The sequence below is a fragment of the Micrococcales bacterium genome (assembly GCA_009784895.1).
In the GTDB taxonomy this organism is placed as follows: Bacteria; Actinomycetota; Actinomycetes; order Actinomycetales; family WQXJ01; genus WQXJ01.
Map to the genome: position 1 here is coordinate 1 of WQXJ01000035.1, position 21,193 is coordinate 21,193.

Genomic DNA, 21,193 nt, shown 5'->3' on the forward strand with positions numbered 1-21,193 from the left:
ACTAGCAGCTGATGTTGCCAGGCATCCACCCAGCCCGGTAGCCGCCACTCGAAGTAAACCCACAGGCCAGGCCCCGAAAACCCGCCACCCGACCACACTCAACCAAACGTAACCTCAGTCGCGGGTCCATCGCCAGGAGCGGCCAAAGGGGCGCTAAGCAGTCGCCCAGGCCAAGGGGCCAACCGCGGCCCAGCACTGACTCCGGGAATCAGCTGGCTTGTGCTAGTCGCAGGATGTCGGCATCGGTCAGCGGCCTGAGCCCGGCAGGGCCAAACCAACCCACGGGATTGTTGCCGCCATAGGCGTAAGGGTTGCCGGCCCACCCAGCCCCCACCACCGGGTCGTTAGCGTCGGTCGATAAGAAACCGCGACTGGCCGGATCGACCACCCGCCGTCCCACCAACTCCAGGCCAGCCACGCCCGGGCCCCCGGCGAAGGTCAACCGACCGCCGGCGGCTAGTCCAACTCCGGTTGGCAGCTCGCCGTCAACTGTGACTGGGCGGGCGACCCACGGGTCCGCCACGTGGTCGGATTGGGAGGTATGCCAGCCCGGCGAAATCCAACTATCGCCCATCCCAATCAGGCCAACCAAACTGAACACTGGCGTTGCGCCAGCTCTCAGCAAACTGGGAGCCAGCCGACCGCCGTTGTCCCACCAGACCGCCTGGTCGTTGATGGCCACCAGCTGGCCACGCGAATCGGTCAGCAAGGTGGTCCGGCTGACTTCCCCTCCAACGGTGTCGGTTACCGCAGCCAGGAAGCCATTCGGTGACCAAGCAAAATCCCTGGTTACTCCTCCGGGCAGGTCACTGCGTATTCTCCGACCGGAGCCGTCATAGCAGTGGCGAGCGGTGCCGCCGGGGCCGGTTGATTCGAGTAGTTGCCCGGCCACGTCATGGCGGTAGTCGTATTGGCCGGCGGGACCGGTCTCCTTGACCAGCCGGCCGGCCAGGTCGTAGGTCCAGGTCGACGTCTCGCCCCGGGTGGTGGCGCTAATCAGTTGCCCAGCCGGGTCATAGCCGTAAGCCGTGGCCACGCCATCGCAGCTGACCTGGTCGACCAGCCCCCAGTCGTCGCGAGTCACCTCGACGCTGTGGTTTGTCCCACTTGCCTCTATTTCAAGTCCAACCACCTCACCGGCAAACCAATGCCAGGTTTGTGACATTGGCCCGGCCTCAGAGCGGGCCAGTTGGCCGGCGGTGTCATAGTCAAACCGGGCCCGGCCAAAGACCGGATGGCTGACCGCCGTGAGCCGGCCAGCTTTGTCGTAGGTGTAGGTGATCTCGCGCCCATCAGGGGTGGCCAGCTTGCTCAGCCGTCCCTTGCGGTCATAGACCCAGCGCAGCCCAACCTGGCCCCGGGTTTCGGCCAGTAGCCGACCAGATCGGTCCCAGGCCCGTCCGTAGATCACCGGCTCCGGCCCAGAAGTATCTGTCATCTCGCCGCGCAGATTGGCGTCATCCCGCTCAGCTTTCGACATCACTTGTCCGTCGACGCTGACCTGGTCGAGCCGGCCGGCCTGGTCGTAATCCCACTGGGTGCGGTGGCCGTCAGGGTCCTCCTGCCAAGACTGGCGCCCGGCCAAGTCATATTCCGCCCTGGTTGTCCGGCCCAGCGGATCAGTCACGGCGATGCAGTTGTTGCGTTCGTCGAATTGGCGTTGCGTCACCCCGCCCACCGGGTTGGTGATTTCGACCACCCGACCAAACTGGTCGTAGACGTACCGGCTGACGCCACCGTTGCCGTTGACCGACTCGACCAAATGCCCAGCCTCGTCATAGCTGAACTGCCGCCGCCCCCACCAGGCGTTTCGAGTTTCGATCACCCGGCCATCAGAGTCGTGTTCGTATTCGACCAGGCCCGCATCGAGCCCATCGGGGGTGCTCATGATCTAGCCTCCTTGAGGTTCACTTGGCAGCGTGGCCGGTCCAAGCCGGCGTTACGTCGGTGTGAGTGAAATCATCACCAACAAACAGGATGTCCTGGCCGGTCTCCTGGGCCAGGGCATAGGCGAAACAGTCCCCCAGATTGAGCCGGGCCGGGTGACCGCTGCCTTTGCCAAAGTCGCGGTAGGCCGCTCTGGCCAGATCGGCTTGCTCCGGGGTGAAAGGCACAATTTCGACACCATAGGCATGCAGCAGGGCATCTAGGCGGCGAGAGTCCTGCGGAGCCTGCCGATTGTCCAAGACGCAGCACAACTCAACGTAGGTCGCCGCGGACATGAGCACCTGCTGCTGGGTCAGCAGAAGCTCAGACAAGTCTTGCGCCGGCAGTTCGCCCAGCCAGATCGCGACGATGGCCGAGGTGTCGACGATCACGCCGGCAGGCCGTTCTGGTCGAACAAGGCCCTTGCGTTACGTTCAACGCGGCCGGCCTCGCCCGGCGATCTGGTGGCCCAGATCGACTGCAAGATGGCCTCGACGCGGGCAGCCCGGTCACTGTCGGCAGTCTCAGCCGCCTCAAGTGCCTGGCGCAAGGCCAAGGTGATGGCCCCGGTTTGTGTCATGTCAGTTTGGCTCGCTAAAGCCCGGGCCAGGGCGATGGTCTCGGGGTTCTTGATCGTCAGTGCCATACCTCAATGGTACACCCATACACCAATCCGATACACCAAGGTGTACTCGCCACCCTGGTGGCTAGGCGAAGTGGTCCCAGCCGGCGTTAGGCGGCTGGTAGTCACCCAGGAGCTTGACCTGGCCTTGGCCTGCCTCGCAGTGCCCGATGCCGGCCCATCCTTCAGGTAGTCCGCCTTCAGTTGGGAACGTGGCCAGGATGGCGTGGTCTTCGCCGCCAGTCAAAACCCAGTCCAGCGGATTTCGCTCCAACTGAGCGGCCAAGGGCGCCAGCGCCTGGACAGTCTTGGCCAGGGTCGCAGCTTCGGGGTCGATCACCAGATCAACGCCGCTGGCCTGGGCCAGCCGGCCAGCGTCCATCAACAAACCGTCGGACACATCCAGCATGGCCGTGGCGCCTGCCACGGCAGCCGCCGGCCCCGCCGCCAAAGGCGGCACCGGCCGCCTGTAAGCCTGGACCGCCAACCCAGCCAGATGCCAAACCTCTAACTCGCTGTTTTTCGGGTCATGCCAAACCTCGGACCCGCTGCCCGGCTGGCCTTCCAGGCCGGGCGGAAGGGAGCGCGCGCCCGGGGTGTGGCGGGCATCGTTCCTTAGCGATGCGGAGCATCGCCCAGGAACGGGGCGGGGCGCGGGCTGCCGGAGCCCGGCCGTCCGCTGCCAAACCTCGGACTCACTGTTTTCTGGGTCATGCGAAACCTCGGACTCGCTGTTCTTCGGGTCATGCCAAAGCTCGGACTCGCTGGTTTTCGGGTCATGCGAAACCTCGGACTCGCTGTTTTCTGGGTCATGCGAAACCCCGGACTCGCGGTTTGGGGGGGTGGGATGACTGGCCAACAGCATCTGGTAGCCAGCCATTGACCAGCCAGTTTGGCCGGCCAAAGCCAGGATATCCCCTGCCCGGGCACCGCTGCGACGCACCGGCGCCCGGCCATCCAACAGCCCTAAGGCAGTCACCGCAACACTCAGGCACGGGCCTACAGACAGGTCACCACCAGTCACGTCAACTCCGTGCGGCTGACAGGCTTGGGCCATGCCGCTGGCCAGCGATTCAAACCAAGTCGGTTCGCTTTGGGCCGGCGCGGTCACCGCCGCCACCACCGACCGGCCCCTGGCACCCATGGCTGCGACGTCGGCCAAATTGGCCATCACCGCCCGCCAACCGACATCGGCGCCGTTACTCCAGGCGGATTCAAAATGGACACCCTCGACCAGAATATCGGTGCAGATGACCACGCGGGATTGAGAAAGATCGACCACGGCGGCGTCATCACCCGGACCGACCTCGGTGCCCACTTGGGTGCCGAAATGCGGCAGTATCCGGCTCAGCAGCTCGTCTTCGCCCATGACCTACGCCTGCCGGTTAGCTCAGCGCAAACCCAGCCGGCGCTCCAGCGCCAGATCAATCAATTCGCTAATCAACGTGGTGTAGTCAAGACCGGCGGCAGCCCACATGCGCGGGTAAAGCGAAATGGGCGTCATGCCGGGCATGGTGTTGATCTCGTTGATGACCAAGTCTTGACCTGCCGGTTTGGTCTGGTCGTAGAAGAAGTCGACCCGACTGAGCCCTTCGGCGTCGATTGCCGCAAAAGCCCGCACCGCTAGTTCGCCCACACGTCGCGCCACCGAAGCGGGCAGATCGGCCGGACAGCACAGTTCGACCGCCTCGGCGTCGATGTACTTAGCTACAAAGCTGTAGAAGTCATGGCCAGGGCGAACCACCACCTCGGCCGGGCCGGCCGCCCGCGGCGCCGCCCCGCCGCGACCACCCAGCACGGCACATTCCAGCTCACGGCCAGCTTGAGCCGGCTCCACCAGCACCTTCGGGTCCTCCTTGGCCGCCACTTCGACGGCTAACTCCAACTCGGAGGCCGCCGCCACCTTGGTGATACCGAGCGACGACCCGGCCCGGCAGGGCTTGACGAAAACCGGGTAACCCAAAGCCGCCACCTTCGCCATGATCCCGGCCCGGTCATCACGCCAATCCAACGGTGTCACCACAACCCCAGGCGCAACTGGCAAACCGTTTGAGGCAAAAACCTCTTTCATATGGGCTTTGTCCATGCCCAGGGCACTGGCCAGGACGCCAGGTCCAACGTAGGCCACGTCCAACAGCTCCAGGCAACCCTGAATTGTGCCGTCCTCGCCGTAAGGTCCATGCAGCAGCGGAAAGGCCACATCGATCTGGCCCAACGACTCAAGGCAAGGCTCAGCGCCGTCATCGGACACCAGGCGCCATTCCCGCGAACCGGCCTGCTGAGGCAAGATCACCTCCGGACCGGTTGGATCAACTGTTGGCAGCTCATCGCGACCCAGGCGGTACAAGTCGGGATCGTCGACAGTTAGGGTCAGGCGACCAGCTTGGGTGATGCCAATTGGTACCGGCTCAAAGCGGTCCCGGTCGATCGCCGCCAGCAGCCCGCCGGCGGTGACACAGCTAATGGAATGTTCGCCGGAGCGACCACCAAACAAAACGGCGACTCGCACTTTGGGATTCGTGGCTGTCATCGCTCCCAGCCTAATCGCATAGAGTGAAGCCATGTCCCACAACCCGCCAAATCAGCAGGCGTTGTCCCCGGAGACCATAGCCGTGACCGCTGGCCGGCCCAGCTGGACCCAAGGCGCACCGGTAAACCCGCTGGTTGTGCTGTCCTCCACCTTCATCTCCCGTGGTGATCCCAAACCCGATGACCTCAACTATGCCCGGACTGACTCGCCCAACTACGGCCCGGTCCAAGAGGCTGTTGGGCTGTTGGAGCGCTCCAGCCGGCCGGCCACCGTTTTCGCCTCCGGCATGGCGGCCATCGACGCCGCCCTGGCGCTGGTGCCGGTAGGCGGACGGGTCGTCATGCCGAATCACTGCTATTCGGTCGCCAGGGCGCTAGCCAAAGACCTAGCCGCCCAAGACCGGATCAGACTCTCCCTGGTGCCAATCGCCAACACCAAAGCCGTCAAAGCTGCCTTGGCCGGTGGAGACAATTCGTCCCCGGCCGCCATGCTCTACCTTGAGACCCCAACTAACCCGTTGCTCGAAATCGCCGAAGGGCCGGCCTTGATCGAGGCCGCGCACGAAGTTGGGGCACTGGTCGTGGCCGACAACACCCTGGCCACTCCCCTGGGCCAGCGACCGCTGGAATGGGGGGCTGATTTGGTGGTTCATTCGATGACCAAATACCTCTGCGGCCACAGCGACATGCTAATGGGGGCGGTGGTAACCGATTCCAAGGACCACAGCCGGGCTATTAGGCGGCACCGTCAATTGCGCGGCGCCGTGCCAGGGGCTTGGGACTGCTTCTTGGCCGTGCGCGGCCTGCGGACCCTGCCACTGCGTATGCAGCGGATCAACGAATCGGCCGCCACTTTGGCTCGCCGGCTGGTCTCCCACCCGCTGGTCGAGACAGTGCGCCACCCCTCCCTGCCCCAAGAGCCGGGCCATGAGGTGGCCAAAGCCCAAATGCAGGCCTATGGCGGGCTGATTTCAGTCGAGGTCCGCGGCGGTCAAGAGGCGGCCGATCTGGTCACCCAACATGTCCGGCTGTGGGCGCCAGCCACCTCCCTAGGGGGTGTTGAGTCGACGCTCGAGCGCCGGGCCCGCTATCCAGGTGAATCGCCGGATATCCCCCAGAACCTGTTGCGCTTGTCAGTTGGCATCGAAAACGTCGATGACCTGTGGGAGGACCTCTCCCTGGCTCTGAACCGAACATCTGGTTGATCGACCCAGACGGGGTCCAGCCCGCTGGCCTGATCGAGATTGAGCCTGGCCGTACTGGCCTGGATCGAGATTGAGCCTGACCGGTGTTCGGTCCGCAAGCGACCTGGGGTTTCGCCAAGACTCTGTCCGGTACCGGGTGAACTCGATTACGAACTGTCCGGTATCGGGTGAACTCGATACTGGTTCGGATCGAGATTGAGCCTGACCGTACTGGTTCGGATCGAGATTGAGCCTGACCGTACTGGTTCGGATCGAGATTGAGCCTGACCGGTGTTCCGTCCGCAAGCGACCTGAGGTTTCGCCAAGACTCTGTCCGGTACCGGGTGAACTCGATTACGAACTGTCCGGTACCGGGTGAACTCGATTACGAACTGTCCGGTACCGGGTGAACTCGATTACGAACTGTCCGGCCTGGGTTAGTCTGGACGGGAGAAGGCGTCATCGGGCCAAGCCTCGTAGCGCGACCCTTCCGACCTAAACGGCCTGGCCAGCAGTTCGCGACCCATCGTTACCACGTCGACCTCGCCGCGCACTACCGCCACCAGGCCGGCAGTAATCGGCATCTCGACTCCAACTGATTTGGCCAACGCGGCTATCGCCGGGGCCGATTCGATGGCCTCAGCCGTGCCAGCGGTCGCCGCCAAGGCCTCTGGCACCGACATGCCTTCACCCAGGCGTAGCCCAACTGAGTGGTTGCGCGATTTGGGCGACAGGCAAGTCGCGGCCAGATCGGCGAAACCGGCCATACCGGCAAAGGTCTCCAGGTCGGCTCCTAAGGCCAGACCAAGCCGGGTCATTTCGGCCAGGCCGCGGGTCATCAAAGTGGCCGAAGTATTCATGCCGTAACCCAGTCCTTGGGCGGCGCCCACGGCCAGTGCCACCACGTTCTTGACCGTGCCGCAAATCTCGACTCCAACCACATCAGGGTTGGTGTATGGCCGCAAATACGGTGTGGCGAAAGCCGTGGCAGCGGCCCGGGCCGCCGCCTCGTCCGGGCAAGCCACCACGGTGGCACCGGGTTGCCTTAGGGCCAGTTCCATGGCCAAGTTGGGGCCGGAAATCACCATCACTCGCGACGGGTCAAAACCGGTGACTTCCGCCAGCACCTGGGACATCCGGCTAGTTGTGCCCTGTTCAATGCCTTTCATCAGTGAAACCACCGAGGCGCCGGGTTCTAGCAGTTGGACCAGCTCGCCCAAAACGGCCCGAGCCTGTTGCGACTTCAACGCCACCGCCACCAAGAAGGCCCCGGCCAGGGCCCGGGCTGGATCGGTCGTCGCCTCGATGCCACTGGGCAGTTCAAGATCCGGCACAGACCTGGGGTTACGTCTGGTCTGGTTGATGGCCTTGGCCACCTTCGGGTCCCGCGTTAGTAGGCAGACTGACGAACCGGCATCGGCGCAAATCTGGCTGAAGACCGTGCCCCAGGCGCCGCCGCCGATTACGGCCACTTTGGTCATTTCGGATCCTCGGCAAATTGGTTGTAGGGCTCGTCCGGGGGACTTTCACCGCGCAGTTCGGCCTCCATGGCCGTAATAGTGGCCATGAGCCGCTTGGTGCCTTCGGTGGCTGCCGCCGCCTGGTCCTCCCATGTGGCAAAGTCGCTCAGGTCGAGCGGCTGGCCAACAATGAAGTTGACTGGCTTGGGCGGCCAGAGGCGGGGCAGCCTCGACCTGGGCGGCAGGATCCTGTGAGCCCCCCACTGGGCGATTGGCACCAGCGGCGCGCCGGTCTGCAAAGCCAGTCGAACCGCACCCGGCCGCCCGCGCATTGGCCACAAATCGGGGTCGTGGGTCAAGGTGCCTTCGGGGTAAATCATGACGCATTCGCCGGCCTGGAGCGCCTTGGCCGCCTGGGTCAGGGAGGCGCCGGCTTGGGCCGTGCCGCGTTTGACTTCGATCAAACCCATCGCTTTGAGAATTGCTCCAAGCAGTGGCAACCGCATCAGCGAGTCCTTGACCAGCACTTTGGGTGGGCCGGCCCAGATTGTCAGCAGATGCACTGCCGCCAAAAAGTCCAGGTTGGAGATGTGGTTGACCGCCGCGACGAAGCCGCCTTGGCTCGGAATGTTGTCACGGCCACGCCAATGGCGCCGGGTCAACAACAGTGTCGGGACCAGCAGGATGGTCACGACCACCTTGTACGCAAACGGCGCGGGTGGATGGCTTCGCATTGGGGCCAAGCCTAGCGGGCGCGCGAACCCATACAATCTCTACTATGCAGCCAAACGATTCCCCTGAATTTGCCGGCCCTGGCCCTGCGGGCGGTCAGCCCACCCCACCGGTCCCGCCATCAGGTCCACCCAGTCCTCCCGACGAGACGGCCATAGTCCCGCCGCCCCCGCCCGACCCGGCCGCTGTGCCCGAGGTGCCGGCCGGGCCGGCCATGCCGCCTCCTGGGCCACCGGTTGATCAACCCTTTGCTGCTGGGCCACCGTTCGAACCGCCGTTCGCTCCGGTGCCGCCTTCCACCCAGCCCTTCCCTCCCGTGCCGCCGGTTGAGCCGACCTTGCCTGCCGCCCCACCGCCCGGCCAGCCGTTTGCTGCCGGGCCGCCCACAGATCAACCCTTCCCTCCTGTGCCGCCGGTTGAGCCGACCTTGCCTGCCGCCCCACCGCCCGGCCAGCCGTTTGCTGCCGGGCCGCCCACTGACCAGCCGTTTGCTGCCGGGCCGCCCACTGACCAGCCGTTTGCTGCCGGGCCGCCGCTTGATCAACCCTTCCCACCGGTGCCGCCTCCTGACCAGCCGTTCGCTGCCGGGCCGCCCACTGACCAGCCCTTCCCTCCTGTACCGCCGGTAGATCAACCCTTTGCGCCCGGGCCAGCTTTCGACCAGTCTCTGCCTCCGGCTCCGGCCTATTCGCCTCTTCAGCCCGATGGCGCAGCGCCGCCTTATGCCGTTGGCCCACCTGGGTCAGAAGCGCCCCCCGCCCCCATGCCCGAGCCGGGCCCGTGGCAAGACGCAGCGCCGCCGCCTCTGCCCGGTCCAGGCGGCAGTGGTTTTGGCCCAGAGGCGCCAGCCGACCCGACCAAACCAAAGCGCGGCCAGAAGCGTCCCGGGCTGATTCTGACGATCATTGGCCTGGTCCTGATGGTGGCCTCACCTGCGCCTTTGGTGATTGCCGGTTTGGGCGTATCCGCCACTGTCAGCGACGTCGCGGCCGGTTCCAAAGCCATGCCAATAATCGACAACCCGATCACGGCCAAGTCCCTAAAGACCGGCGACTACTTTGTCTGGTCGACTTCCGGCAAGTGGCCCACCGGCTGCGAGATCACTAAGGGCGGCCCCGACGGTGAGGCCGTCAAACTTGGCTCGCCCAATAACCCGATTGGCCTGGATGCCGGCTACCCTGTCAAAGCGGTCAAGGCATTTGTCTCCCAGGGCGGTGACTACACACTGAGCTGCGACGCACCTGATCCCGGCGCCGACCCGGTGGTGCTCTACTTTGTCCCGGCCACCCGCGCTTCGATGGTCAGCTCTTTGGTTCTGATGGCTGCCGCCTCAGGGGCCCTCTTGCTGATCGGCACGGTCCTGGTAGTCACACAGACTCTGCGCCGCGCCGGCTGGAACAACCGCATGCTGAGGGAGTTCGGCGCCATCTGAGCAAGAGCCTCAGCTATGTCGGCTGCGGCAGCCGGCATCGGTCCTTGCCGGTGCTGCGAAACCTCGGACTCGGTGGAAAGTAGCGGCCAGCCTGCGCCTCTACCGCGAGTTCAGGGTTTGGCATGACCGGTTGCGGCCCCCCCAAATTCAGCCAGTCCAGGGTTTGGCATGACGCTCCGCCACTCGGGCCGCGGCGCCAACAGGCCGGCTGCGGCAGCCGGCATCGGTCCTTGCCGGTGCTGCGAAACCTCGGACTCGGTGAAAAGTAGCGGCCATCTTGCGCCTCTACCACGAGTTCAGGGTTTGGCATGACCGAGTCTGCCCAACCCCAATTCCACGAGTTCAGGATTTGGCATGACCGATGCCGCGCCACGACTTAGCACCGACGCAGGTTCGGTTGCCACGACCTTGTACCAACGCAGGTCCGAGTTTTCAAGGCGAAGCGTCTGGCCTGGTCACCGCCACCGGCCCAAAGCCCCGACCTGTTTTGGTGCTAGGTCGCGGCCGGTTGAGCTGCCTTGGTGCTAGGTCGCGGCCGGTTGAGCTGCCTTGGTGCTAGGTCGCGGCCGGGCGGCCTGTTTTGGTGCTAGGTCGCGGCCGGTTGAGCTGTCTTGATGCTAGGTCGCGGCCGGGCGGCCTGTTTTGGTGCTAGGTCGCGGTCGGTTGAGCCGTCTTGATGCCAGGTGGCCGCGGAGCCTCAGAAGCGTTCGGCCCTGAGCTCGTCCAGAATCTCGGTGGTAGTGGGACCGTCAGCGCGGAGGATCAGATGCTCGGGCACCGGTTGGTAGGCCGATGCCGGCGGCGGCAGCTCAGGCAGGCCAGAGCCGGATTCGTTCAAAGGGTCGAGCACAGGCATGGGCGGGTTCTAGCGGTGCCAGGTACGGGCGCCTAGGGCCTCGAGCTTGGCGTTGAAATGCTCATAGCCACGGTCAATTAGGCCAATGCCGGTGACGGTGGAGCGACCGGGTGCGGCCAGCGCGGCGATCAGGTGGGAGAAACCGCCGCGCAAGTCCGGCACCTCGATTTCGGCTGCGCGCAGTGGTGTCGGTCCGCAGATGATGGCGGAATGCTGGTAGTTGCGCATACCAAAACGGCAGACCTGCCCACCGAGGCATTCACGGTAAAGCTGGATCCTGGCGCCCATGCGGCGCAGAGCCTCGGTAAAACCAAAGCGCTGTTCGTAAACAGTCTCATGAACAACCGACAGTCCAGTTGCCTGGGTCAGGGCCACTACCAACGGCTGTTGCCAATCCGTCATGAAACCGGGATGAACCCCAGTTTCAACCGCGATTGAGCTGAGCGGGCCGCCAGGGTGGTAGAACCGGATACCGGTCTCAGTGATGTCAAACCGACCGCCGGCCTTGCGGAAGACGTTGAGGTAGGTGACCATGTCATCTTGCCGCGCCCCGTCGACGGTTATGTCGCCGCCAGTGGCCAAGGCGGCTGCAGCCCAAGAGGCCACTTCGATCCGATCCGGCAGAGAGTTGTGGCGGTAGCCTTCGAGCGAATCGACGCCCTCAACTTTGATGGTGCGGTCGGTTTCGATCGAAATGATGGCGCCCATCTGCTGTAACACCGCCACCAAATCCATGATCTCGGGTTCAACTGCCGCTCCGCGCAACACCGTGATGCCCTCGGCCAGCACGGCCGTCAGCAGGAACTGCTCCGTCGCGCCGACAGAGGGGAAGGCCAGTTCCATCTGCATACCCTGAAGCCGTTTGGGCGCGGTCAGCCGGATCCCGCCTGGCTCCTTAGACACCTCAGCGCCGAATTGACGCAGGATTTGGAGGTGAAAGTCGATAGGGCGGCCGCCAATATCGCAGCCGCCTAGGTCCGGGATAAATGCTTCGCCAACGCGGTGCAGCAACGGCCCGCAAAACAGAATAGGGATACGCGAGGAGCCAGCGTGAGTGGCGATATCGGCGGCTTTGGCCAATTCGACACCCAAGGGATTCATCGCCACGGTGCCGGTGGCATCGTCGACCGAAACCGACACGCCGTGAGCCCGCAGCAGATCAGCCACGATTTCGACATCGCGGATTTGCGGCACCGAGTTCAGCTGGCTAGGGCCTTGCCCCAGCAACGACGCCACCATGGCCTTGGAAACGAAGTTCTTGGCGCCGCGCACGGCAATTCGACCGGTAAGCGGGCTCCCACCCTCAACCTCTAAGACGTCACTGACCACGTCTCTAAGACTACTTGGCCCTGGCCACAACCACCGGGATGGCCGGTGAGTGTTTGGCCGGCAAGGTGGTTGGCAGCCAAGCGGCCCGCGAGGCCTCGTAGGCGGTGATGGCCTCGTCTTGGCGCAGGGTCAAGCCAATATCGTCCAAGCCTTCCATCAATCGCCAACGGGTGTAGTCATCGAGGTCAAACCCGGCCACCAACTCGCCACAGCGCAACTGGCGCGAATCTAGGTCAACCGTGATCTCCAGGCCGGGTTGAGCTTCGAGCAACTTGAACAATTGCTCCACAACGTCCTGGCTGGCCTGGGCCGCTACCAACCCAGATTTACCGGCGTTGCCCCTGAAAATGTCAGCGAAACGGGAGGAAATGACGCAGCGGAAACCATAGTCACGCAGAGCCCAAACGGCGTGTTCACGCGAAGAACCGGTGCCGAAATCCGGCCCAGCCACCAGCACCGAGGCAGCGCGATAAGGCGGGGCGTTGAGCACAAAGTCCGGATCGGACCGCCAGGCGGCGAATAGGGCGTCGTCGTAACCGGTTTTGGTGATGCGCTTGAGGTAGACCGCCGGGATGATCTGGTCGGTGTCGACGTTTGACCGGCGCAGCGGCAAACCAACCCCGGTGTGGCTAACAAACTTCTCCATGGCCTAACCCTCCAAGTCTTCCGGTGAGGCCAGGTGGCCCAGCACCGCCGTGGCCGCCGCCACCAGCGGCGACACCAGATGGGTGCGCCCACCCGGCCCCTGGCGGCCCTCGAAGTTCCGGTTCGAAGTTGAGGCCGAGCGCTCACCAGGGCGCAATTTGTCGGCGTTCATGCCCAGGCACATCGAGCAACCGGCGTTGCGCCATTCGGCCCCGAAGTCCTCAAAAACCTGATCTAGGCCCTCTTGTTCAGCCTGGTAGCGCACCCGGGCCGAGCCGGCCACGACCAACATGCGCCGGCCAGGCGCGATCCGCCGGCCCCGGACCACCTGGGCCGCGGCCCTAAGGTCCTCGATCCGGCCGTTGGTGCATGAGCCGAGGAAAACGGTGTCGACCTGGACATCGCGCAGAGCCGTGCCCGGCGCCAAGCCCATATAGGCCAAGGCCGCCTCGATGGCCTGGCCAGTTTCGTCATCGGGCGCCTGGGCCGGGTCCGGCACCCGCCCGCTCAGCGGCGCGCCTTGGGCCGGATTGGTCCCCCAGGTCACAAACGGCCCCAGAGCGCTGGCGTCGAGGCTGACCTCGCGGTCGAAGCCGGCGCCAGGGTCTGTCCTCAAGGTTCGCCAGTAGTCAACCGCGGCCTGCCAGTCTGGCCCGGCCGGCGCGTGTGGGCGGCCTTCTAAGTAGTCGAAGGTGGTCTGGTCCGGCGCCACCAACCCGGCCCGGGCACCAGCCTCGATCGACATATTGCAGATCGTCATCCGGCCTTCCATCGACAGCTGCTCGATCGCCGGACCGCGGTACTCAATGACGTAACCTTGGCCGCCGCCGGTACCAATTAGGGCAATTACGGCCAAAATGATGTCTTTGGCCGTGGTGTCGGGGCCCAGTTGCCCGGTGACGTTGACGGCCATGGTCTTGAAAGGCGCCAAGGGCAGGGTTTGGGTCGCCAGGACGTGTTCAACCTCGCTAGTGCCGATGCCGAAGGCTAGGGCACCGAAGGCGCCGTGAGTTGAGGTGTGGGAATCGCCGCAAACCACTGTCATTCCAGGTTGAGTTAGTCCCAGTTGCGGTCCAACCACGTGGACAATGCCCTGGTCAGGGTCGCCTAGGGAATGTAGGCGGAGGCCAAACTGCTTGGCGTTGGCCCTGAGCGTGTCGATTTGGAGCTTGGACACTGCATCGGCAATAGGCCGGTCGATGTCTTGGGTTGGCGTGTTGTGATCCTCCGTCGCGATGGTCAGCTCCCGGCGGCGTATCTGGCGGCCGGTCAGCCGCAGGCCCTCAAAGGCCTGGGGTGAGGTGACCTCGTGGACCATATGCAGGTCAATGTAGAGCAGGTCAGGTTGGCCGTCCTGACCTGGTTTGACCACATGGGCCTGCCATATCTTCTGGGCCAACGTCTGGGCCATATGGCACCACTCCTTAGCTTTTTGGACCGTCACACTTCCAGGCTTGCGTCTCACAGTTTGGAATGTAGAGTATCAAGACATGGACAATGCTAGCGGAGTCGGTGTGCTCGACAAGGCCGCCCTGGTGCTCAACTCCTTGGAGTCAGGGCCGGCCACTTTGGCGCAATTGGTGACCTCAACCGGCTTGGCCCGGCCAACAGTGCACCGCCTGGCGGTGGCCATGGAATACCACCGCTTTGTCACCCGAGACCTTCAAGGCCGGTTCATTTTGGGCCCACGACTATCTGAGTTGGCGACTTCCGCCGGTGAAGACCACTTGTTATTGGCTGCCACTCCTGTGCTCGGCGCCTTGCGCGACCATTCAGGCGAATCGGCTCAGCTGTTCAGGCGGCAAGGCGACCAGCGCGTCTGCGTGGCCGCGGCCGAGCGTCCAATGGGTCTGCGTGATTCGATCCCAATTGGCGCGGTCTTGTCAATGAACGCCGGCTCGGCCGCGCAGGTGTTACTGGCCTGGGAGGATCCGGACAGGTTGCACCGCGGTCTGGTCGGGGCGAAATTCACGGCCACTATGTTGGCCTCAGTCCGCCGCCACGGCTGGGCCCAATCGGTTAGCGAACGCGAACCTGGGGCGGCGTCAGTATCAGCGCCAGTGCGCGGGCCAGGCGGCAAAGTGATTGCGGCGGTTTCGGTCTCTGGGCCGGTCGAACGGGTTTCACGCCAACCGGGCCGGCTACACGCCGCCGCTGTAGTGGCCGCAGCCAACCGACTGACCGATTCCTTGGCCCAGCACGAGCAGAGCTAGGCTGCCAGCGCTAGATCTTCTTCGTCATTGCGCCGGCGCCGTCGCCGGGCCGCTACCAGGATCCAACCCAGGAGCAAGCAGATCACAGCGGCCACCGCCAGGGACACGGCCGCGTTCACACCGGTGAATGGCAGCCAACCACCAGGCTGATAGCCGTCCGCGTGCCCGGTGGCTGGCGGCGAGTTGTCAGGCGTAGTTGGGGTCGGCTGGATTGGACTTGGTGGCGGCGGTTGCGGTCCGCCGGCCGGTCTCAGAGTCAGCAGGACGTCGAAGCCCAAGGTGACACTGTCAGCCGCGGCCGGGTTGCCGATGGTCTCGCTAGCCGGCATCTCCCATCCCAAGGTCAGGTCGATGCTTTGGCCGGCGGCCAAATCAACCTCGTGGACGGCGGCCTTCTGACTGGTGGCCGAACCAGTCGTAACGACCGCTTCGGTGGAGTTTCTCAGGGCTGAGAACTGGGCTCGGCTGACCGGCCCGCCGTCGACATACCAGAAGATGTTCGAGCCATCTTCGAAGTCGTGACGGGGGGCACCAGAGGCGGTGTTGATTTCCGGGTCCAGCACCGCCACTTCAAGCACTCCATCGGCCGTGCCGGTGTTTTTGATGGTCGAAGTTCGGTAGACGTGGTCGCCCGGCGCGGCCGTCATGTCGAATAAGAAGGAGTCTTGAGCCGTGACGATCTCGTGTTCGGTGCCATCAAGGTCCATATAGACGTGGCCTGAGCTCCAGCTGGCTTCGATCTTGCCCACGCCGGTGGATTGAGGCTTGGCCCCGCCACCGAGCTCGTCGGCAAAGGCCGCGGCTGAAAGCAAACCCAATAGGGCGGCGGCAGCGAAGGCAAGGGCGATGGCGCCGGTGCCCAGTCTTGACCTGAGCTTGGTCATTGCCCTTTCCTTCCTGTAGCCGGGGATTTGGTGGTTAGCACCGCTAGTTGGTCGGTTGTTCTTAGCCTCGCCAAGTCACCGATCCAAACGAGGCTGGCTGAGCCGCGTTTGGGGCCGGCGCTTGGGGGTGCGCCGGTCTTGGGCCATCCTGTGGGGGGGTTGCCCGGCCAGCGGACGGCCCTGAGACAACAGGGGCCGCCGCCGGCCGGTCAGCCGCCACTGCCGGGGGGATGCGGCTAGGAACCCCGGCGGACGGCTGGTTTTGCACCAACGGCGGGCTGTGATTGACAGCCGCCGATGGCGTGGTCTGGTTGTTGTCAGGCCAAGCCGGCGGCGCCGCTTGGGCGCTGGCCTGGACGTTGGCCTGAGGTTTGGCCTCGGCATTGGCTGCCGGGGCCGGCTCGCTGGGGTGGGTGCGCCGTTTGAGCGGTCCGCTGCCCCAGAAGAAGTAAGCCGCGACCAGCAGGCCCACACCGGTCAAAGCGATGGCCATATGCCTGGTCAGCCAGTTTGTGACCCAGCCCAAGTAGGGGATGGTGTACATCAACTTGCCCCTGATTTGGGTGGCCGCGATTGGGTCGTCGACGGCCGAGTTGGCGTCACCTTGGGTGACGAAACTAACCTCGTTGTTCTCGGGGCTGATGGCCTTGCCAATCACCCGGTGGGTCACCAGAGTGGGGTCTTGCGGGTTGGGCATGAAGGTGACGACATCGCCAATCATGATCTCCTGGTCGGGGTACTTGACCCCCTCGACCACAATCATGTCGCCCGGGCTGATTGTCGGCTCCATAGAGCCGGTCAGCACTGTCAGGGCGGCGCCGTCGTTGACCTTGGGCACAACCACTACTGCCACAGCCAAAGCGACCAGCAGCAAAACCACTACGGTTCCAAAGACGGAAAGGAATCCGCCCAGGAAGCCCCGGGGCTTGCGTTTGTTGGTCCTTTTCATGGTCGAGAACTCCTAGCCAGTTGTTTATGTGGGTTGGTCTTGTATTTGGGCCGGGGACCCGGCGGCCGGCACCCGTCTGTGCCTGCCGCCGGGCCGAATGCCCAATTGCATCCCGGCTGTTTGCTTATTGGCTTACGCCAAGCGATCAGGTCGCTGAGACCCAAGCACCGGCTTCGCCGTCGCCACGGACCTGCTCCAGCTTGAAGATGACGTTCTCAAGCAGTTGCTCGGCGTTCATGTAGCCCACGGAATCCACATCGAAGGTGGCGATGACCACAACGGTGGCGTTGGCCACGCCGCCGGTCACACCGGTGGCCGGCTTGGCCAGGGTGGAGGCAGTGTGGGCCACGTTGGCAGCGTCAGTGAAGTAACCCAGAGAGGTCGAGCCGGTTGGCGCGAGATCATCCAGGGGCACCACTACAACGCCGTCCACCAGCACCATGTACTCAAGGGTCAAGTCATCCCAGGTGGTCGAGGGGGGCGGACCCACGGGATCCGGAATCTCGAAGGAGAGCTCGGCCACTAGGTTGTCGCCCTGAATGGTGACAGTGGTGTCAAAAGTAGCTGCCAGCTGGTCACCAGGCGAAACTAGGAAATCGCCAATGGAGATGGCTTCGCCGGCATAGAGGGGATCCGGGTCGTCGTCAACGACGATTACCGGGCTATCAAACTCGCGGTCAGGCGAGACGTCATACCAGGAGGCGGGATCGGCCGTTAGCCCCAGCTGGCCGGCGGTGATGGTACCACCAGCAACCTGCTCTTGGGCGCTCCAAAGGGCAAAGGTCGAACCAGCCAGCAGAATTGCGGCTGCCGCCACGCCGGCAACAATACCCTTGCGCTTGCGGCGCTGGGTTTGCATTTGGTCGTGTGATTCGTTCATTTCAAATTTGTCTTTCTGTGCGGGTTCTGCCCTTGGGCTTTCCTTGGGCCGTATTAGGAGGGTGCGGCCAGGCCGCTTCCCGTCTCAGTGTCCGGCCGGCCAGTGGTTCACATTGGTCACGGCGGACACAAAGCGATGTTGTTGGTTTCAGGTGCATCACCCGCGCTGCTAAGCGGCAGCTGCGGTCAGAGCATCTGAAATGTCCATCACCTGGTCCAACTTGGCCTGCCATTGATTCATTCCCCTTAATGGCGGCCCAAATAGGCGTTTTTCCTCAGAGCGATATCGAGACCGCCACCCCGCGCGCGTAGCCGTGTGACCTGCGTTGTTGCCGGCAATCTGAAAACTACGCTAATAGCGAATTTCCACGAAATAGTGAAAACACTCACCGGGTTTTGAGGTCACAGACTGGTCTTAGAAAACACGGCGACAGCCGTACAAATCGTTATCAAAGGCAATGCCGCCCCGGGCCTATTCCATAAACAATCCAGCAAGACTCGCTGGCGGCTCAGGGAAGCTCGGCCGGCCAGGTCAGTTGCGGCGTAATCGTAACGGCCAATTCCGGCTCACTAGCCGGGTCTGGCTGCACAATCGCATCCCAGTCGTCGGAATCAGTGACCTGGTTCGAAGCTGGGCCTAGGCCTGTGGCCGTGGCAGTGGTGTCATAGGGTTCGCCGGTGGCCGGATCAAACTCCAACACCAAACAGAACCATTGGGCATCAGTTTTGTAGGCACCGTATGTCGGTTCAATTGCCGACACCGCTGCCTCAACCAGTGTGCCGGTCTCGATTCCCGAGGCCGAGCAGCTCAGTTCATCCTCGACCGAGTAGACCTTGATTAGCGACCCGGCAAAGACTGTGCCCGCCCCGGGCGTGGCAACCTCAATAGTGTAGTCCAGCCCCAGGTGCCCTTGGGTCGAGGCTTCGACCTCCAGCTGCAAATAGAGCTCACCTTGGGAGGCTAGATCTTGGGCCTCGCTTGGACCCAATTTGAGTTCGATGGCGGATTCGCCAGTGCCAAGAGCCGTTTCGACCCCGTCCAGGCGAGCGTCGAGTCCAATGTGACCATAACCCACACTGGGCATGTTGATAGGGCTGGAATCTGACCATAAAGCCAGCGTGCCGCCGGTGGCCAGACCGGCCACAACCATCAGGCCTACGCACCAGGTCACTAGCCAGGTGACGCGAGAGCCAATTAAGCGTCTAACCACTAGACTCACCCCTCACCTGATCAACAGTCAAAACGATGCCTCCCAATGGGTGGCTGGCGTTGACGTTTGTATGACCGCTAGAGGCCAGGTCAGGGCTTGTTAGCGGGTCGAAAGTGATTTGCAGCACCAGCACAAAGTTCAAGGTGCCGGCTGGTACCGGACCAGCAGTCAGTTCGCTACCGACCGAGGCGGTGCCGCTGTCCGGCGCCACTTGGTTGCCTAAGGCATCTTCGACAGTCCAGGTCGCGCTCCAGCCTGGGCGCATGGCCCAACTAGGCCCGGTGGCTAAGTCCATCGACATGCTCAAGTTGTCGCCTTCACCTACTACGGTGAAGCCCTGGCGCAATTCGATAATGCAGCCAGGCGTGAACTTGAACGCCGCAAGAGAGGAAGTGGTGCTGCCACTTTGGATCTCGGTGGTGGCCTCATAGTCGTTCAGCTGCGTCCAGGAAAAAGTATTGTTTGTCCAGGAGACATCAAGTGAACCTGAGCGAATCACACCACCGGCGCCGGCGTCCTGCGCCGACCACAGGGCATAGGCCACTAGGCCGCCCACCACTACCGATAGCAGGGACATCAGTGCAATCCAACGCCGCTGGCGCGGACTGATTCGCCGTTGCTTGGCTTCTACCGTGCCCAGTTTCCCAGGCACAGCGCTACCGCCCATTGCCCCGTTGGGCCTGGGCTTGCCGGCAGCAAGTATGTCCTGTGTCAACTTCATCGGTCCCTTCGGCTAGCTCAAAATTGCTAACCACAACGTGAAACGGCCAGGCTCAAGGTGGTATTCCTAGAGGCCAGGCAGCCTCAGCCAATTAGGCCGAGGGCAGAACTAGGGCCGCTTGGCGCTGTGACCGTAAAGCACCAAGGCGGCCGCCGTGGCCAGATTCAGCGATTCGGAATCGCCTGGCATTTCGATCCGGACCGTCAGATCGCATTGAGCCAGCATCGCGGCAGTCAAGCCGTGGGCCTCGTTGCCGAAGAGCCAGGCCGTGGGCCGCTGAAGCAGAGAATCGTCCAGCTGGCCAAGGCCAAGGCGACCCCGCGGATCGGCTGCCAAAACTTGGCAATTGCGCTGCCGCAGCTCGGCTAGCACCCAGGCGGCATCGCCCACGGCCGCACCAGCCAGCACCGGCACTCGAAACAGCGAGCCAGCGCTCGACCGCACCACTTTGGGCGAGCTCGGATCGACCGAGCCGGCGGTAAGACCACCAGGTCAACCGCTATGGCGTTGGCCACCCGGATAACCGTGCCAGCGTTGCCTGGGTCGGCAATCTGGTCGAACACCGCCACCAGGGCGGCGCTTGAAGGCCAACTGGCGCTCCGCCATCGGGCCAGCGCCACCATGCCCTGGCCGGCCCGGGAAATCTTCTCGACATAAGGCCCAGAGGCCATATGGACGTAACCGCCACCGGCTTCAACCAGGCGAACCACTTCGGCGTGACGCTGGGCGCAGGCCTCAGTGGTGTAAAGATCGGTTACCAGACCCTCCTTGGCCGCCTCGCGGCTGGGGTTTGGGCCTTCGACCAGAACCAGTCCGCGCTGGCGGCGCACACTGGCGCGGCCAAGCGCCCGGACTTGTTTGATCCGGTCAGAATTGAGGTTGTCCAGCAAACTTATGACCTGGCGCCGGGTACCGGGCGGAGCCATGGGCGTCTTGCCCGGCCCGCCTCATGGCCGGGCGCCAGGCCAAACCCTAAGACAGGCTGGTTGGGCCCTGACTGGCGGCACGGTTGCAAACTACTCCCCTACACGGCCGCCGGGGCGTTGACATCCCTCGGTAGCGCGCCGCGGGCGGTTTCCACCAGGCTGGCGAAGGTGGCCGGGTCGTTGACGGCCAATTCGGCCAACATGCGCCGGTCAACTTCGATCCCTGCCAGGTGCAAACCCTGTACGAAGCGGTTGTAAGTCAGGCCGTTGGCCCGAGCCGCAGCGTTGATGCGCTGGATCCACAGGCGCCTAAAATCGCCTTTGCGCGCCTTGCGGTCGCGATAGGCATAGTTACCTGAGTGAAGCAACTGCTCCTTAGCCTTGGTGTAAAGCCTGGAGCGTTGGCCCCGATAGCCGCTGGCCCGCTCCAAGGTGGTGCGGCGCTTTTTGTGAGCGTTGACGGCTCGTTTCACCCTTGCCATTGTCCTGCTCCTCTTCTAGCGGCCCAGCAGACGCTTGACGGTTTTTTGGTCGGCCTTGGCCAGCAGTTTGTCCTGGCTGAGCCGGCGTGTGCGACGTGAGGACTTCGATTCGAAGTTGTGCCGCATACCCGGCTGTTCATGCTGAATTTTGCCCTTGCCGGTGACCCGGAAGCGCTTTTTCGAACCCGAATGGGTTTTCTGCTTTGGCATGGC

23 protein-coding genes are annotated in these 21,193 nt (G+C 63.6%); 3 read left to right on the plus strand and 20 right to left on the minus strand.

Features of this window, described 5'->3' with window-relative positions:
* Positions 1-208: 208 nt before the first annotated feature.
* The 5 genes from FWD29_07045 to FWD29_07065 form a co-directional block, all read right to left on the minus strand.
* The gene (locus tag FWD29_07045) at positions 209-1,888 is read right to left on the minus strand and encodes a hypothetical protein (protein MCL2803690.1); all 1,680 of its coding nucleotides are present in this window, start codon (positions 1,886-1,888) and stop codon (positions 209-211) included.
* Between the two features lie 19 nt (positions 1,889-1,907).
* A complete protein-coding gene (locus tag FWD29_07050) occupies positions 1,908-2,318 on the minus strand; it encodes a type II toxin-antitoxin system VapC family toxin (GenBank protein ID MCL2803691.1) in 411 nt (136 codons plus the stop codon).
* Complete coding sequence (locus tag FWD29_07055) at positions 2,315-2,572, minus strand: type II toxin-antitoxin system VapB family antitoxin (protein ID MCL2803692.1); 258 nt, start codon at positions 2,570-2,572, stop codon at positions 2,315-2,317. The genes FWD29_07050 and FWD29_07055 overlap by 4 nt, the downstream gene beginning before the upstream one ends.
* Before the next feature lie 61 nt (positions 2,573-2,633).
* The gene (locus tag FWD29_07060) at positions 2,634-3,917 is read right to left on the minus strand and encodes an AIR synthase related protein (protein MCL2803693.1); all 1,284 of its coding nucleotides are present in this window, start codon (positions 3,915-3,917) and stop codon (positions 2,634-2,636) included.
* Positions 3,918-3,938: 21 nt separating this feature from the next.
* The gene (locus FWD29_07065; protein MCL2803694.1) at positions 3,939-5,078 is read right to left on the minus strand and encodes a D-alanine--D-alanine ligase; all 1,140 of its coding nucleotides are present in this window, start codon (positions 5,076-5,078) and stop codon (positions 3,939-3,941) included.
* Between the two features lie 31 nt (positions 5,079-5,109).
* Between FWD29_07065 and FWD29_07070 the strand changes: the two genes are divergently transcribed.
* Entirely contained in the window at positions 5,110-6,282 is a 1,173-nt protein-coding gene (locus FWD29_07070) for a PLP-dependent aspartate aminotransferase family protein (protein MCL2803695.1), read from the plus strand.
* Positions 6,283-6,698: 416 nt separating this feature from the next.
* Here the strand turns inward: FWD29_07070 and FWD29_07075 are convergent, their stop codons facing one another.
* On the minus strand, positions 6,699-7,742 hold the full coding sequence (locus FWD29_07075) for an NAD(P)-dependent glycerol-3-phosphate dehydrogenase (GenBank protein MCL2803696.1): 1,044 nt from the start codon (positions 7,740-7,742) through the stop codon (positions 6,699-6,701).
* Positions 7,739-8,455 (minus strand): 1-acyl-sn-glycerol-3-phosphate acyltransferase, encoded by a 717-nt coding sequence (locus FWD29_07080; GenBank protein ID MCL2803697.1) that lies wholly within the window; start codon positions 8,453-8,455, stop codon positions 7,739-7,741. Before FWD29_07080 ends, FWD29_07075 begins: the two co-directional genes overlap by 4 nt.
* A 44-nt stretch (positions 8,456-8,499) precedes the next feature.
* On the opposite strand from FWD29_07080, the gene FWD29_07085 reads away from it, so the two are divergent.
* On the plus strand, positions 8,500-9,885 hold the full coding sequence (locus tag FWD29_07085) for a hypothetical protein (protein MCL2803698.1): 1,386 nt from the start codon (positions 8,500-8,502) through the stop codon (positions 9,883-9,885).
* 697 nt (positions 9,886-10,582) lie between these two features.
* Here FWD29_07085 and FWD29_07090 read toward each other — a convergent pair.
* The 4 genes from FWD29_07090 to leuC are packed head-to-tail and all read right to left on the minus strand — an operon-like array spanning position 10,583 to position 14,126.
* Complete coding sequence (locus FWD29_07090) at positions 10,583-10,741, minus strand: hypothetical protein (protein MCL2803699.1); 159 nt, start codon at positions 10,739-10,741, stop codon at positions 10,583-10,585.
* Between the two features lie 9 nt (positions 10,742-10,750).
* Entirely contained in the window at positions 10,751-12,070 is a 1,320-nt protein-coding gene (gene murA, locus FWD29_07095) for a UDP-N-acetylglucosamine 1-carboxyvinyltransferase (protein MCL2803700.1), read from the minus strand.
* Positions 12,071-12,080: 10 nt separating this feature from the next.
* On the minus strand, positions 12,081-12,716 hold the full coding sequence (gene leuD / locus FWD29_07100; protein MCL2803701.1) for a 3-isopropylmalate dehydratase small subunit: 636 nt from the start codon (positions 12,714-12,716) through the stop codon (positions 12,081-12,083).
* Between the two features lie 3 nt (positions 12,717-12,719).
* Entirely contained in the window at positions 12,720-14,126 is a 1,407-nt protein-coding gene (leuC, locus tag FWD29_07105) for a 3-isopropylmalate dehydratase large subunit (protein ID MCL2803702.1), read from the minus strand.
* A 79-nt stretch (positions 14,127-14,205) separates the two neighbouring features.
* Between leuC and FWD29_07110 the strand changes: the two genes are divergently transcribed.
* Positions 14,206-14,928, plus strand: coding sequence for an IclR family transcriptional regulator (locus FWD29_07110; GenBank protein MCL2803703.1), 723 nt, complete (start codon positions 14,206-14,208; stop codon positions 14,926-14,928).
* Here FWD29_07110 and FWD29_07115 read toward each other — a convergent pair.
* The 9 genes from FWD29_07115 to rpmI form a co-directional block, all read right to left on the minus strand.
* Positions 14,925-15,812, minus strand: a complete 888-nt coding sequence (locus tag FWD29_07115; protein MCL2803704.1) for a hypothetical protein — start codon at positions 15,810-15,812, stop codon at positions 14,925-14,927. The genes FWD29_07110 and FWD29_07115 overlap by 4 nt on opposite strands.
* Before the next feature lie 61 nt (positions 15,813-15,873).
* The gene (locus FWD29_07120) at positions 15,874-16,761 is read right to left on the minus strand and encodes a signal peptidase I (GenBank protein ID MCL2803705.1); all 888 of its coding nucleotides are present in this window, start codon (positions 16,759-16,761) and stop codon (positions 15,874-15,876) included.
* A 145-nt stretch (positions 16,762-16,906) separates the two neighbouring features.
* Complete coding sequence (locus tag FWD29_07125; GenBank protein ID MCL2803706.1) at positions 16,907-17,641, minus strand: alternate-type signal peptide domain-containing protein; 735 nt, start codon at positions 17,639-17,641, stop codon at positions 16,907-16,909.
* A gap of 508 nt (positions 17,642-18,149) precedes the next feature.
* Entirely contained in the window at positions 18,150-18,851 is a 702-nt protein-coding gene (locus tag FWD29_07130; protein MCL2803707.1) for a SipW-dependent-type signal peptide-containing protein, read from the minus strand.
* A complete protein-coding gene (locus tag FWD29_07135; protein ID MCL2803708.1) occupies positions 18,844-19,572 on the minus strand; it encodes a hypothetical protein in 729 nt (242 codons plus the stop codon). The genes FWD29_07130 and FWD29_07135 overlap by 8 nt, the downstream gene beginning before the upstream one ends.
* A 108-nt stretch (positions 19,573-19,680) precedes the next feature.
* Positions 19,681-19,986, minus strand: a complete 306-nt coding sequence (locus tag FWD29_07140) for a hypothetical protein (protein ID MCL2803709.1) — start codon at positions 19,984-19,986, stop codon at positions 19,681-19,683.
* Complete coding sequence (locus FWD29_07145) at positions 19,938-20,498, minus strand: hypothetical protein (GenBank protein MCL2803710.1); 561 nt, start codon at positions 20,496-20,498, stop codon at positions 19,938-19,940. The genes FWD29_07140 and FWD29_07145 overlap by 49 nt, the downstream gene beginning before the upstream one ends.
* Before the next feature lie 98 nt (positions 20,499-20,596).
* Positions 20,597-20,980, minus strand: a complete 384-nt coding sequence (rplT, locus tag FWD29_07150; protein MCL2803711.1) for a 50S ribosomal protein L20 — start codon at positions 20,978-20,980, stop codon at positions 20,597-20,599.
* Between the two features lie 15 nt (positions 20,981-20,995).
* A complete protein-coding gene (gene rpmI / locus FWD29_07155; GenBank protein MCL2803712.1) occupies positions 20,996-21,190 on the minus strand; it encodes a 50S ribosomal protein L35 in 195 nt (64 codons plus the stop codon).
* Positions 21,191-21,193 lie beyond the last annotated feature (3 nt).